This is a genomic window from Amycolatopsis sp. NPDC003676 (assembly GCF_053587275.1).
Genome location: NZ_JBSFNS010000040.1, coordinates 1 through 12,590, shown reverse-complemented (window position 1 = coordinate 12,590; position 12,590 = coordinate 1). Strand labels below are relative to the sequence as shown.

General features: G+C 69.8%; 12 protein-coding genes and 1 pseudogene. 5 read left to right on the top strand and 8 right to left on the bottom strand.

Annotation, left to right across the window (positions count from 1 at the left end; genetic code table 11):
• Positions 1–69 precede the first annotated feature (69 nt).
• Positions 70–2,307, top strand: coding sequence for a hypothetical protein (locus ACWDNU_RS23225; protein ID WP_449670468.1), 2,238 nt, complete (start codon positions 70–72; stop codon positions 2,305–2,307).
• Between the two features lie 63 nt (positions 2,308–2,370).
• Here ACWDNU_RS23225 and ACWDNU_RS23220 read toward each other — a convergent pair whose 3' ends face one another.
• From ACWDNU_RS23220 to ACWDNU_RS23210, 3 genes are all read right to left on the bottom strand, one after another.
• Positions 2,371–3,096, bottom strand: coding sequence for an LPXTG cell wall anchor domain-containing protein (locus ACWDNU_RS23220; RefSeq protein WP_370934293.1), 726 nt, complete (start codon positions 3,094–3,096; stop codon positions 2,371–2,373).
• 276 nt (positions 3,097–3,372) lie between these two features.
• Positions 3,373–4,917 carry an amino acid permease gene (locus ACWDNU_RS23215; protein WP_449670436.1) on the bottom strand — a complete coding sequence of 515 codons (1,545 nt, stop codon included), beginning with the start codon at positions 4,915–4,917 and terminating at the stop codon, positions 3,373–3,375.
• Positions 4,918–4,995: 78 nt separating this feature from the next.
• Positions 4,996–5,910: a cation diffusion facilitator family transporter gene (locus tag ACWDNU_RS23210; RefSeq protein WP_370934291.1), complete on the bottom strand. Its 915-nt coding sequence runs from the start codon at positions 5,908–5,910 to the stop codon at positions 4,996–4,998.
• A 166-nt stretch (positions 5,911–6,076) separates the two neighbouring features.
• Between ACWDNU_RS23210 and ACWDNU_RS23205 the strand changes: the two are divergent.
• The 3 genes and pseudogenes from ACWDNU_RS23205 to ACWDNU_RS23195 form a co-directional block, all read left to right on the top strand.
• Positions 6,077–6,244: pseudogene (locus ACWDNU_RS23205) on the top strand (helix-turn-helix transcriptional regulator); the annotation flags it as partial.
• A 63-nt stretch (positions 6,245–6,307) separates the two neighbouring features.
• Entirely contained in the window at positions 6,308–6,595 is a 288-nt protein-coding gene (locus ACWDNU_RS23200; protein ID WP_449670470.1) for a hypothetical protein, read from the top strand.
• A complete protein-coding gene (locus ACWDNU_RS23195; protein WP_449670435.1) occupies positions 6,592–7,254 on the top strand; it encodes a nucleotidyl transferase AbiEii/AbiGii toxin family protein in 663 nt (220 codons plus the stop codon). The genes ACWDNU_RS23200 and ACWDNU_RS23195 overlap by 4 nt, the downstream gene beginning before the upstream one ends.
• Here the strand turns inward: ACWDNU_RS23195 and manA are convergent.
• The 5 genes from manA to ACWDNU_RS23170 form a co-directional block, all read right to left on the bottom strand.
• Complete coding sequence (gene manA, locus ACWDNU_RS23190) at positions 7,229–8,461, bottom strand: mannose-6-phosphate isomerase, class I (RefSeq protein WP_370940674.1); 1,233 nt, start codon at positions 8,459–8,461, stop codon at positions 7,229–7,231. The two genes, ACWDNU_RS23195 and manA, sit on opposite strands and share 26 nt — an antisense overlap.
• A gap of 82 nt (positions 8,462–8,543) precedes the next feature.
• Positions 8,544–9,629: a hypothetical protein gene (locus ACWDNU_RS23185; protein ID WP_370934290.1), complete on the bottom strand. Its 1,086-nt coding sequence runs from the start codon at positions 9,627–9,629 to the stop codon at positions 8,544–8,546.
• Positions 9,630–9,631: 2 nt separating this feature from the next.
• Positions 9,632–9,847, bottom strand: a complete 216-nt coding sequence (locus ACWDNU_RS23180) for a Trm112 family protein (RefSeq protein WP_370934289.1) — start codon at positions 9,845–9,847, stop codon at positions 9,632–9,634.
• A gap of 68 nt (positions 9,848–9,915) precedes the next feature.
• Positions 9,916–11,271 (bottom strand): phosphomannomutase/phosphoglucomutase, encoded by a 1,356-nt coding sequence (locus ACWDNU_RS23175; protein WP_370934288.1) that lies wholly within the window; start codon positions 11,269–11,271, stop codon positions 9,916–9,918.
• A 75-nt stretch (positions 11,272–11,346) separates the two neighbouring features.
• The gene (locus ACWDNU_RS23170) at positions 11,347–11,700 is read right to left on the bottom strand and encodes a DUF3499 domain-containing protein (protein WP_116206536.1); all 354 of its coding nucleotides are present in this window, start codon (positions 11,698–11,700) and stop codon (positions 11,347–11,349) included.
• Positions 11,701–11,815: 115 nt separating this feature from the next.
• On the opposite strand from ACWDNU_RS23170, the gene ACWDNU_RS23165 reads away from it, so the two are divergent.
• Positions 11,816–12,244: a metallopeptidase family protein gene (locus ACWDNU_RS23165; RefSeq protein WP_344286273.1), complete on the top strand. Its 429-nt coding sequence runs from the start codon at positions 11,816–11,818 to the stop codon at positions 12,242–12,244.
• Positions 12,245–12,590 lie beyond the last annotated feature (346 nt).

The following is a 12,590-nucleotide window of genomic DNA, read 5'->3' as shown; positions in this document are numbered from 1 at the left end:
ACTCGAACGGATGAGGAGAGAATCACCGTGCCCGCCCCGCTCCCCGGCCCTGACACCCGCATCGTCGAAATGAGGGTGTCCGGACTCGTGGGCACGAGCGGCGAGACGCTCCTCGACACGGTCCAGACCGTCGACGTCGCCGGCGACGAACTCGGCCGCGTGGTGCGCCCGGCCGACCGGCTGCGGCGTCCGGCACCCGGTCCGGTGGTGCCCGCGCTCGGCCGGTCGATCCCGCGCACCGTCGAAGGCTACCTGTGGAGCGGCATGACGTCCGGCGGCGTCGCGAAGGCCGCCTGGGCGCTGCTGTTCCCGTTCTCGCTGGCGAACGTCGCGTTCTGGATGCTGCCGCCGGTGCACCGCGCCCGCTGGCTCGGCGGCCTGTGCCGCGGCCTGCTGCGGATCGCCTCGGTGCTGCTCACCATGCTGCTGGTCAGCCAGGTCGCCGCGGCGGTGCTGGACCTCGTCGCGACGCAATGCCTCGCGCCCGGGCGAGCGTGTCTCACCTGGGTGGCCCCGGAACTGCGCAAGGGGCCGCTGCGCATCGGCATCGGCGTGGCGGTGCTCCTGGCCCTGGTCTACGCCCTGCACCGGATCTCGTCCACGAACTGGCGGGTCCGCCCGCCCGAACACCCCGGCCGCAAAGGCGTCCCGATGCGGTTGCGCGCGGATCCGGAAGCGCCCGGAATGTCCGCGACCCACGCCGTCGCCGCGCTTGCCTGCATCTCCTTGCTCTTGCTGGGCGGGCCGTTTCACGTGCCCACGAAAATCCCGGAACTGGTCGGGTGGATCTGCACGCTCGCGCTGGTCCTCGCGGTCCTGATCGGCGGCGCGATCGGCAGCGACACCGGCACCGTCGCGCGCCGAAGCCTGATCACCTTCGCGACCCTGCTGGTCATCTTCGCCGCCGTGCTGGCCAAGCCAGTCGACGACCGGCTCCCCGGCGTCGACAACACTGTCGAAGGCCTCGGCGGTTCGCTGCTCGTAGTCACGCTGCTGTTCGCACTCGCGCTGATCCCGTCGGCGCTGCTGGCCCGCAAAGCCTGGCGCGACCGTCCGCGCCGGCTCCGCCCGTGGCTCGGCGGCTGGGCCGCGGCCCCGGTTCTCGCGCTGGCCGGATTGCTTGGCGGCGGTTTCGGCGCCGGTCTGGCGATCGCCGTCCGAAAACTGCTCCGCACCGAAAAGCTTTCCCTGCCCACGACGTACGACCTGGTCACCGTCCTGTGGGGCGGCGGGCTAGGCCTGATGGCCCTGCTCGCCATCGCCGGGTACGCCATCGGCATCCCGCTGCGCCGCCGCCGACGCGGCATCCCGCCCATCGTCGAACTGATGGAACACGACGAGCAGCAAGAGCAAGACGCCGCCCGGGCCTGGGCCCGGTCTGCCTGGGAACGCCGCCACCTGCACCATCTGGCATTGATCGTCGCGCTGGGCCTGTGCGTCGGCGCGATCACCCTGCTGGTCGTCCGGTTCGGCTTCAACCTGCAGCCCAGTTGGTTCACCACGGTCTCGGCGATCGGCGTATTCGCGCTCGGCGCGCTGGCCGCCGGTCTGCTGCGAGTGGTCTACTCCGCGGCCCGCTCCCCCCAACGCAGCCGACACCTGGGTGCCCTGGCGGACCTCGTTTCCTTCTGGCCACGCGCCGCGCACCCCGGCGTACCGCCTTGCTACGCGCTCAAAGTCGTCCCCGAACTGGCCGACCGGGTCAAGGAACACCTGGCCGAACCCGGCACCCGAGTCGTCCTGTCCGGACTGAACCTGGGCAGCATCCTCACGGTGCTGACCGCCGCCCAGCTGACCGCCGAACTCCCGCCGGACGAACGCGACCGAGTCGGCCTGCTCACCGCCGGCTCGCCGCTGCAGTGGGGCTACCAACGCGCCTTCCCCGCAGTGCTGCCGCAGGATTCGCTGGCCGAACTGTTCGCCTCACTGGACGGCCGCTGGCGCGCCCTGTGCCGGGGAACGGACATCTTCGGCGGCGGCGTAACCACCTGGCGACACCAAACCAGCGGCGGCCACCTGCTCGGCGAGGGCTATCTGCCGGAAGGCAAATGGGGAGCCCTGGAAGCGACCCCGGACGACGCGGGAGTCCTCATCCTGGGCGGCGACCACTGGGTCCCCGACCCGCTGCGCGCCCCCGACGGCCGCAGCCGCTGGGCCCCCGGAGTCCTCAAACACACCGAGTATCTGGCCGATCCGGAGTGGGACAACGCAGTCGCGATGGCCGCGGGACTGGGCCGCCCCAACGGCCGAGCCCGCACCTTGGGCGAACAAGGCTCCCTTTTCGGCGACCTGCCCCGCCCCCGCTGAAAACGCCAGTGCCGGGCTTCTCGAGGGGAGATTCCCTCAAGAAACCCGGCACGGACTTTCAGATCAGTTGGTGCCGCGACGACGCAGCTTCAGCAGCACCAGCAGACCGCCGCCCGCGACGATCAGCACGCCGGCGATCCAGAACAGCCAGGCGTTGTCGAACCCGGTGTTGGCCAGGCCGCCGCCGGTGCCGTTCTGGTTGCCCGCCGGGACCGCGGCCGGGGCGCTGGTCGTGGCGGGAGCGGAGGTCGCGCCTGCCGGGACCGAGGAGGTCGCCGAGGTGCCCGGCGTCGTGGTCGGGGTTTCCGAAGCAGGCTGCGACGGAGTCGTGGTCGGGGTCTCCGAGACCGGCGGCTTGGTCGGCGCAGTCTTGACCCCGCAAGCGAACCACCGGTCGATCTTGGGCTGCGACCCGTCATAGTTGTGCGGCGCGACCAGGTCCGTCCACGGCGCGACCTTCGGAAGCTTCTTCGCGCCCGGCACATAAACCGAGTGGCCGTCGTCGCCGCCCACGACCACGATCGCCTGGACCGTCACGCCTTCGGCGGTCTCGGTGATGGTCAGCGACTTCTCGCCGTTGCCGCCGGTGAACTTGAGGTCACCCTCGTCCAGCTTGCTGCCGCTGACGCCCTCGACCTTGCTGCAGTCGGTGATCTTCGTTCCGGGCACGGGGTTCCCGCGGTGGTCGCCGGTGGTGCAGGCGGACGCGGACGTCGCCGTGCTCAGAAGGGCGAGCCCGGCGACCGCGGCAACGGCGAACCCGGCGCGAATTTTGGTGGGGATGGGCATGGAGTTACTCCTCGAAGGAAAATCCGAACGGGGGAAAGCGCATGCGAAACCACGACCCTCCGTAGGAACCCCGACCACTGTTCGCGCGAATTACCCGCTAGTGATTAACCCGTCAGAGGGAGACGACGCGGAGAGTATCGCACCCGCAGTTGCCCGATCACCCTGGGTTCGAGTCGCCGTCCGAACCGAAATCCGCGAGTTGCGCGCCCGTGACCACACACGCGAAACGGCCCGTCGCCCACACTGGGCGACGGGCCGCTGAGCAGCTAAAACAGGTCAGTCGGCGACCGGCGGTGCGGACTCGGAAACCGCGCCTCCCTGCTCGACGCCCGACTGCCGCTTCCCGAGCAGCGAATGCCGCCGGCTGTAGGCGAAGTAGATGACCACGCCGATGACCATCCAGACGACGAACCGCAGCCAGGTCAGCACGGTCAGGTTCAGCATCAGCCACAGGCACGCCAGGATCGCCAGCGGCGCGATGACCCACACGGCGGGCACGCGGAAGGCGCGCGTCAGGTCCGGGCGGGTCTTGCGCAGCACCAGCACGCCCGCGGACACGAGGATGAACGCGAACAGCGTGCCGACGTTGACCATTTCCTCGAGCTTGTCGGCCGGGAAGAACGTCGCGCCCGCCGCGACCAGCGCGCCGACCACGATTGTCGCGCGCTTCGGCGTTCCGCGGTCGCTCGTCTTGGCCAGCGACCGCGGCATGAGGCCGTCGCGGGACATCGCGAAGATGATCCGCACCTGGCCGAGCATCAGGACCATGACGACCGTGGTCAGACCGGCCAGCGCGCCGACGGAAATGATGTTCGCGGCCCAGTCGACGCCGTTCGCGGAGAACGCGGTGGCGAGCGTCTTGTGGCTGCCGTCGCCCGCCGAGGTCGACAGGTCGGTGTAGGGCACCATGCCGACGACCACGAGCGACACCGCGACGTACAGGACGGTCACGATCGCCAGCGAGCCGAAAATGCCGCGCGGCACGGCCTTCTGCGGGTTGCGGGTCTCCTCCGCGGTGGTCGCGACGATGTCGAACCCGATGAACGCGAAGAACACGATCGACGCGCCGGCCAGCAGGCCGAAGATGCCGAACGAACTGCTGCCGCCGCCCGCGATGAGCGAGAACAGCGACTGGTCGACGCCGCTTTCGCCGGAGCCCGCCGGTTTGCCCTCGGGGACGAACGGCGTGTAGTTGCTCGACTTGATGTAGAAGATGCCGAGAATGACCACGAACAGCACGACGGCGACCTTGATGCCGGTGATCACCATCGAGAACCGCGACGACAGCTTCGTGCCGAGCACCAGCAGCGTCACCAGCGCGGCGACGACGATGAACGCGCCCCAGTCGATCGCGAAACCACCGCCGAGATCGATCGACGTCTTGGTTCCCTTGCCGAAGATGTACTCCAGCACCGTCTGCAGATAAGACGACCAGCCCTTGGCGACCGCGGCGGCGCCGACGGCCAGCTCCAGGATCAGGTCCCAGCCGATGATCCACGCCATGAACTCGCCGAAGGTGGCGTAGGAGAACGTGTACGCGCTGCCCGCGACCGGGACGGTGGAAGCGAATTCGGCGTAGCACAACGCGGCGAGCGCGCAGGCGATCGCCGCGATCACGAACGCGACGGACACCGACGGCCCGGCGAAGTCGCCCGCCGTGCGCGCGGTGAGCGTGAAGATGCCGGCGCCGATGACCACCGCGACGCCGAAGACCGTGAGGTCCCACGCGCTCAGGTTCCTGCGGAGTTTCGTCTCCGGTTCATCGGTGTCCGAAATGGACTGCTCGATTGACTTGGTGCGCCACAACCCAGTGCCGGGCAACGTTGACCTCCTGCGGTGACCTTCGTGGGGACCGGGCGCCACCCTAGCGTGTCAGTTGGGCGCCAGCTGCCCGGACAGTCAGCGCGTCTCGCGGTCGAGGTCCGGTTCCAGGTAAATCAGCGTCGCGACGGGGACCTTCGCGCGCACGCGGGCCTCGGCGTCGTCGATCGCCGTGGCGATCGCGGCGGTGTCGAGACCGGGCACGAGCGCGAGCTTCGCGGCGACGAGGAGCTCGTCCGGGCCGAGGTACTGGGTGCGGATGTGGATGACCCGCTCGACCTTGCCCGCGGCCAGCTCGTCCACGATGGTCGCGAGATCGGTGTCGGTCGCGCCCTCGCCGATCAGCAGGCTCTTCATCTCGATGATCAGGATGACCGCGATGACGCCCAGCAGCGCGCCGATGAAGACCGTGCCGATGCCGTCGAAAACGGGGTTGCCGGTCAGCACCGAAAGCCCGACGCCGAGCAACGCGAACACGAGGCCGAGCAGCGCGCCGGAGTCCTCCAGCAGCACGACCGGCAGTTCGGGCTCCTTGGCCTGGCGGATGAACCGCCACCAGCTCACATTGCCCTTGATCTTGCGCGATTCGCCCATCGCGGTGAGGAAGCTGTAGCCCTCGAGACAGATCGCGACGACCAGAATGACCACCGCGACCACCGGCGTATCCAGCGGCTGCGGCTCAATGATCTTGTGGATGCCCTCGTACAGCGCGAACGCCGCGCCGAGCGTGAAGAGCATGAGCGCGACGATGAACGAGTAGAAGTACCGGTCCCGGCCGTAGCCGAACGGATGCTCCTTGGTGGCGCGCCGTTTCGAGGTCTTCTGCCCGAGCAGCAGCAACCCCTGGTTCGACGTGTCGGCCAGCGAGTGCACCGCCTCCGCCAGCATCGACGACGACCCGGTGACCAGGAAGCCGACGAACTTGGCCACCGCGATCCCGGCATTGGCGGCGAGCGCCGCGATGATCGCCTTGGTTCCCCCGCCAGCTGACACTTCCCGCTCCCCTGCTCCGCGCCCGAATTGCCCGGTGGGAGCCTAGAGCAGCCTTGGCGGCGGGAAGCGCTGGGCTGTCACCCGGCTCGCTCGCCCTCGTAAAGGTATCCGATCAGATACTTTCTCGTGGTATCCTTTCGGATACATACGAGACTCGAGGACGACGATGCATACAGCCGAACTCTTGACGACTGCGCGCAAGGCAGCGGACTTGAGCCAGCAAGAGCTGGCTGAGCGAGCAGGGACGTCGCGTCCGACCCTGTCCGCGTACGAGAGAGGCCGGAAGTCGCCCACTCTGGACACAGTCACCCGACTGCTCGCCGGGGCCGGCTTCACACTCACCCTCGAACCTCAGCTCCTTTTCCATGAACTGACTGCCAACGGCCGTTCGATTTCGGTGCCTACCACCCTCCCCCGGCTGACTCTTGAGAAAGCGTTCGCGACGGTCGTCCTGCCGATCGAACTCAACTGGTCAGAACCGGAGCGTCGCTTCGACCTCAGGACGCGCGCGGACCGTGCCCGGGTCTACGAGATCGTGCTGAGGGAAGGCACCAACGACCACATCGCGGAGTACGTCGACGGCGCGTTGCTGATCGACTTGTGGGACGAATTGGTCCTGCCCCGGAGTGTCCGAGCCGCCTGGTCTCCGCTCGTCGAGAGCATCCGGCCGGTGACCGCAACGTGACCGTGCCGGACGGGCTGACCTCATTCCAGGTGACCGTCGCACAAGCCTTTTTCGAACTGGCGCAGAGCGATGGATTCCTCCTCGCTGGCGGCGCGGCCCTGCTGGCACAACAGTTGACGACCCGGCCAACGCAGGATCTCGACTTCTTCGCAAGCCCCGGACGCGGAGACATACCAGCTGCCCGGGACGCTTTGGAGTCCGCCGCCGAAGCACGTGGCTGGCAGATCACCCGGATCCGCGACACCGCCACCTTTTGCAGGCTGGTGGTGCGCGGACCGGAGAACCTGGTCGTAGATCTAGCGCTCGACGCGGCACCGAGCCGCCCGCCGATGCTGAGCTTTCTGGGGCCGACCTTCGATCGGGAAGAACTCGCGGGGCGAAAGGTGGTCGCGCTTTTCGACCGCGCTGAAGCGCGTGACTTCACCGACGTGTACGCACTGTCCGCCACCTACCCAAAGGACTTGCTGCTGGCCCTTGCCGCTCAGCAGGATCCGGGCTTTGACACCGCGGTGTTCAGGGACATGCTCGCCTCGCTGTCCCGGTTCGGTGACCGCGACCTGCCAATCACGCTCGCCGAGGTCCCCGCACTACGCAGTTTCTTCGCCACCTGGTCCGCAGAACTGACCAGTCAGCTCACAACTCGCAAGTCCCAGCAGTAGCCCGGAACAGCTGCGTCCGCGCCCCGGCCAACGGCCGCACCCGCACCGCCGGATCGGCCGCGGGCAGCCACACCGACTGCCCCCGCCGCAGCTCCACCTGCTCCCCGTCCGAGGCGACCACCAGAAGATCCCCTTCGGTGCACAACAAGATCTGCGGCCCGGCCGAGTCGACCTCCAGCTCGGCGTCGTCACCAGCCGCCCATTCGACCCGCGACAGTTCGAATTCCGGGGCGTCCGTGTGGTACACCGCCATCCGCTGGCCGGCGCATTCTCCGTGCTGCACGGGCATTTCCCCGCACGCGAAGTCGACCACGCGCAGCAGCTCCGGCACGTCCACGTGCTTCGGCGTGAGACCGCAACGCAGGATGTTGTCCGAGTTCGCCAGGATCTCCACCGCGGTGCCGTGCAGGTACAGGTGCAGGTTCCCGGCGGGCAGGTAGATCGCCTCGCCGGCACGCAGGGTCAGGCGGTTGAGCAGCAGCGCGGCGAGCACCCCGGCGTCGCGCGGGTGGGTCTCGCCGAGTTCCAGGATCGTGCGGCATTCGGTCGCGAACTCGCCGTGGTCCTGGACGTGCCGGACGCACGCGTCGAGCACTTCCGGCAGCAACTCGTCCAGCGCGGACTGCGGCAGCGTGATCCAGGTGGTGAACAGAGCCCGCAGGCCCGCCGGATCCGGTTGGGCTTCCAGCAGTCCGGTGTACTTGCCCAGGCCGGGCGTCTCGATCGCCTTCAGCAGCTTGACCGTGCGGTTCGGGTCGCGGAACCCGGCCAGCGCGTGGAACTCCGTCAGCGCGCAGACCAGCTCCGGCTTCGCCGTCGGGTCCGGATAGTTCCGGTTCGCGGCGTCGCGCGGGATGCCCAGCTTCTCCTCGCGGGCGTGGCCTTCCGCGGCCTGCGCGGCGGACGGGTGCGCCTGCATCGACAGCGGTTCTTCCGCGGCGAGGATCTTCAGCAGGAACGGCAGCCGGTTGCCCCAGCGCCGCGCGCAGTCCTCGCCCAGCTGGCCGACCGGATCGGCGTCGACGAGTTCGAGCAGGCTCAGTTCGGCGCCGTCCGGGCCGAGCACGTGCGACGGGTCCCCCGGGTGCGCTCCCATCCACAGCTCGGCCTCGGGGTGCGGCGCCGGCACCGGACGTCCCTGCAGCTGCGGGATGGCCGTTCGCGATCCCCAGGCGTAGGGCCGTACGGCGTTGCGCAACAGCTCCACTGTCAACTCCCAATCCTTCCCGTCGGCACTGGGCCGACGCACGCGGCGGCGGAATCGCCTGCCCGCGTTCCCCCCTGCTCCCTCAGGCGGAGGCCGGTTCGTATCTCCCGGCCCCGCCGATGCTGCCCGCCGCCAGCCCCAGGTACACCGCGGCCAGCTCGAACCGCAGCGCCAGCACCGCGGCGCGGACGATCTCGTCTGCCTCGATCTCCTCGGCAGGCGCGATCAGGTCCGCACCCGGCAGGAACTCCTCGGCTTGGTACCGGGCCGCCTCGGTGGCCGGACCGGTCCGCACCGACAGCAGCAGCACCCGCGTCGCGACTCCACCAGGAGAGTCGTCCGGGTCGGCGAAAATGTCTCGCTCCACGCCGCCTGATTGCGCGACCCGGCGCAACGCCGGGCGGGCGAGCGCCTGCCGGTAGTCCTCGACGTCGCACACCAGCGCGGCGTGCGCGGCGAACGCGTGCGCCGCGTGCTCGCCGACCGCCACCGCGACCGGGTCGAGCCCCCACAGCAGCGGCACCCGGTCCGCGACCCGCAGCGCGAGCGCCTTCGCCGGATTGGCGAACGACTCGCGCGCCAGGTAATCCTTCTCCGCTTCGAGGTCGAGCTGGTCGGCGAGCGCTTGCACGTCCGCGACCAGCAGGCCGAGCGCGTTCGCGGTGAGCAGCCCGGCGGCGAGCCCGCGCGGGAACGCCAGCTCCGGCGGCACCGGCACGCGCGGCGCGAGCAGCACGCCCTTGCCCGCCACCGACGCCGCGACCGGCCCCTCCGCCGGCGCGGACAGCACCACCGACGCGCCGAACCGGGCGGCGCGCTCCAGCGAAGCGGCCAGCTCGCGGTCGCCCGCGTCGTCGGTGTGCGCGAACACCACGTCCAGCGCGCCGATCCAGGCCGGTACCGATTCGGCCACCACGACCGGCACCGGGCAGGACGGCGTGAGCAACGCGGCCAGCAGCCGGGTGAGCGTGCGGCTCACCCCCGGCCGGTCGATGAGCACCAGCGAACGCGGACGCCCGACGTCCAGCCGTTCGCTCAGCTCCAGTTCGGCCGCCGCCTCGGCGGTGGCCCGCACCTGCGCGCCCGCCATCGCGGCAGCACGCAGCAACCCCGCGCGGTCGGCGTCGGCCAGCCGCGCGGAGTCGTCGAGCAGGGAATCGTCAAGCATGGTCAAGCACTGTCGCCTTGGCCGGCCGAGCCGGGCAGCGTCGCCTCGTCGAGCAGCAGCACCGGGATGCCGTCGCGCACCGGGTACACGCGGCCGCATTCCGTGCAGGTCAGCGCGTCCGCCTCGGCGTCGTCCGGCGTGCCGGGACGCAGCGGGGCGTGATCCGGCGACGGGCACGCGAGGATCTCCAGCAGCTGTGCGTCAAGCGTGATGGCCATAGTTCCTCCATACCACGCGTCGTTGGGGTGTTGAGGGCGCCTTCCGGACACAATCCGGCGCCAGCGGGTCAGGCCCGGACAATGGCCAGCACCTCGGCGGTGAGCGCCTCGACCGCGGCGCGGTCGGCGGCCTCCACGTTGAGCCGCAGCAGCGGTTCGGTGTTGGAGGGGCGCAGGTTGAACCACGCGCCGCCGGGCAGCTGCACGGTGAGCCCGTCCAGCTCGTCGATCTCGACGCCGGACTTGCCCGCGTACGCGTCCTTCACCGCGAGCATCCGCGCGACCTGGTCGCTGACCGTCGAATTGATCTCGCCGGACGCCGCGTAGCGCGAGAAGTCCTGGGTGAGCGCGGACAGCGGCCCGTTCTGCTCGCCGAGCGCGGCGAGGACGTGCAGCGCGGCCAGCATGCCGGTGTCGGCGCGCCAGAAGTCGCGGAAGTAGTAGTGCGCGGAGTGCTCGCCGCCGAAAATCGCACCGGTACGGGCCATCTCGGCCTTGATGAAGGAGTGCCCCACGCGCGTGCGCACCGGCTTGCCGCCGTGCTCGGAGACGATCTCCGGCACGCCCTTCGACGTGATCAGGTTGTGGATGACCGTTCCGCCCGGCTCCTTCGCCAGCTCGCGCACCGCGACCAGCGCGGTGATCGCGCTCGGCGACACCGGCTCGCCGCGCTCGTCGACGACGAAGCAGCGGTCCGCGTCGCCGTCGAACGCCAGCCCGGCGTCCGCGCCGACCTCGCGCACCTTGGCCTGCAGGTCGACGATGTTGGCCGGGTCGAGCGGGTTGGCCTCGTGGTTCGGGAAGGTGCCGTCGAGTTCGAAGTACATCGGCACGACGTCGATCGGCAGCCCGTCGAACACCGTCGGGACGGTGTGCCCGCCCATGCCGTTGCCGGCGTCGACCACGACCTTGAGCGGCCGCGAGCCCGACAGGTCGACGAGGTTGCGCAGGTAGGCGGCGTAGTCGCTGAGGACGTCGCGCTCGGAGACGGTGCCGCGCTGGCCGTCGAAGGCGGGGACGCCCTGCTCGACGGTGTCGCGGATCTCGGCGAGGCCGGTGTCCTGCCCGACCGGGGACGCGCCGGCGCGGCACATCTTGATGCCGTTGTACTTCGCGGGGTTGTGGCTGGCGGTGAACATCGCGCCGGGCAGGTTGAGCGAACCGGAGGCGAAGTAGAGCTGATCAGTGCTGGCCAGGCCGATCGACACCACGTCGAGGCCTTGCGAGGTGACCCCGTCGGCGAACGCCTCGGCCAGGCCGGGCGACGAGTCGCGCATGTCGTGGCCGATCACGACGGCTGGCGCCTCGGGCTTGATGAGCAGCGCGAACGCGGCCCCGAAGTCCCGGACGAGGGCGGCGTCCAGCTGCTCGCCGACCACGCCGCGAATGTCGTAGGCCTTCACGATGCCCGAAAGGTCTGGCACGCCTTCTCCCCGCCGCTAGTTCCGTGGCGACGCCAGTCGCGCCGCGGGCGAAAGCCTACCGGGCGGGAGGACGGCTCAGGCGCGCCCCGGGAGGACGCGCAGATGGCCGCGCCTGCCGGAGGGGCCTTCCGGCTCGGGCTGCGCCGCGGGGACGTCGGAGCGACCGGCTTCGCGAACCGCCTCGGCCAGCGCGGTCAGCTCGTCCGCGGACTGCTCCGGAGCGGCGAAAGCCCCCTCGTGGCGGACGACTTCCCAGCCCTTCGGGACGGTCAGCCGCAGCGCGTGGGCCTCGCACAGGTCGTAAGAGTGCGGTTCGGAAGCGGTGGCCAGCGGCCCGACGACCGCGGTCGAGTCCTGGTAGGCATACGTGAGCGTGGCGACAGCGGGTTCGAGGCAACCCGTTCGCGAACATTTCCGTACGCTCCGCACGATCCGAAACGATAGCGCGTCGCCGCAAGCGAGTACCGGCGACACGCGCGTTGCCCTGGCGACCGCATAGACTTGGACGGTGGCGACGGCTCGTGACTACCGACAACGGCAGCGAATGCGAAGGGACCGGCACGGCCGGGGCCTGCGCGGCACGCTCTATCCAGCGACCTTGCCCGCAGCAGCGAGCCGCGCGGAGCGCTTCGACGCACTGGTTCTGGACGCCCTGGAGCCCATCGAAGCCCGCTGGCGACACGAACTGACGAAACTGGACGTCGCGGTGGACGACGTCCCCGAAGTCCGCATGGACGGCCGAGCCCCCGCGGACGGCGTACTGCACGACGGCGCGGTCCCCCTGTCCCGGCTGGTCCCAGCCGGTGTCGACCGGACCGGCCTCCCCACGCGCGCACGGATCGTTCTGTACCGACGCCCCCTGGAAGCCCGCGCCAAGGACCCGTCCGAACTGGCGGATCTCGTGCACGACGTCCTGGTAGAGCAGGTCGCAGGCTACCTAGGCGTAGAACCAGACGTCATCGAAGGCGACTGACCCCTGGCCCGGCCCGTGAGGGCCACCCTCACGAACTTCCGCACGCCGCGCCGCGCCGTGAGGGGCTCCTTCACGGACTTAGCTTCCCTCAAGGGCCCCTTCACGGACCGCCCACCACCCGCCAGAACGCGCCCCAATGCGGCATTGGGTGCATCCCACGCACCCAATGCGGCATTCGGTGCATCTGACGCACCCAACGCCACATTGGGGCGCTAGCCCCAATGTGAAACCGCACCCGGTGCACCGAAGGTTCGAGGCACCCAGCCCCTCCCCCGCACCCCGATATGAAGCGTCCCTGCGGTCTGGGGGTGCTTGTCAAGGCATCTTTCCCGCCTTGACAAGCACC